At 50.7% G+C, this 982-nt stretch carries 1 protein-coding gene and 1 pseudogene; both read right to left on the bottom strand.

Annotated features, from left to right (window positions below):
- Window positions 1–561: sodium/glutamate symporter (locus ACTHUM_RS15265; protein ID WP_440403322.1), on the bottom strand; the 561-nt coding region annotated here is incomplete at its 3' end.
- 217 nt (window positions 562–778) lie between these two features.
- Window positions 779–982, bottom strand: a pseudogene (locus ACTHUM_RS15260) (hypothetical protein); the annotation flags it as partial.

Here is a 982-nt window from a genome sequence, read left to right as displayed (position 1 = left end):
TTTGTTGATCAGACGGCGTGCAACAGGACCACCGATCAAACCGCCGAATACCAGGCCGAATGTTGCAGAAGCCATACCTAAGCCGGTTGCGCCGGTCAGGCCGAATTTGCTTTCAAAGTCAGGACCCCATGCACCGGCGGTACCGTGACCACCGGTCAGGGTAATCGAACCGGTAATCAGGCCAATCAGCGGATCCAAGCCCAATGCGCTCGCCAAGCCGACACCGACAAAGTTTTGGACGATGATAAATGCGCCCACCACGGCGGTAAAGATAACCAAAGGCAAACCGCCCGCTTTCAAACGGGAGAAGTCGGCGCTCAAACCGATGGATGTAAAGAAGATGAGCATGAACGCATCTTGCAGCGGTTTTTCAAATTTGAAGCTGACGCCGTAGGCTTCGTGCAGGGCGAACAGGACGATAGCGGCAACCAAACCGCCGGCGACCGGCTCGGGAATATTGAAGTCTCGTAAGAATTTGATTTTTTGAACCAGAAATTTACCAACCAGCAACACGAGTGTGGCGGCAATCAGTGTGTAATAACTGTTGAATTCCCATTCCATGTTGTTTCACCTCCTAGAAATGTTTTTCCGAGCATCCGTTTTTGTTCCGGATGTAGTGTGTTTCAACGCTTGGCGTTATCCGCCGAGTGTCATGGTATTGATGCGCGGGCAAGGTGTTTTCAGAAAGAAATGAAAACAATGACGTGTCCGTGAAAAATAACTGGCAAATATTAGGGGAATAGTTAAAGATTGTCAAAAAATGCGAGTGTAAATATTTTCAGACGGCCTTTTGACCGATGGCATGGTGCACTTCGCGGCGCCATTGTTCTAATAGGGATGTTAATGATTCGGCCGAAGTGTGGCCGTTGCTGATGGCGGCCTGCAGCCAGTAGCAGGCGGTCGGAACATGACAGCCGACACCTTGCCCGTGATAGTAAAAACAGGCGAGGTGGTATTGGGCGGAAGGGTGGTTTTGTTCGGC

The sequence above is a fragment of the Neisseria sp. P0021.S006 genome, from assembly GCF_051956895.1.
The sequence above is the reverse complement of the archived record's forward strand: the minus strand, read 5'-3'. Positions and strand labels throughout refer to the sequence as shown.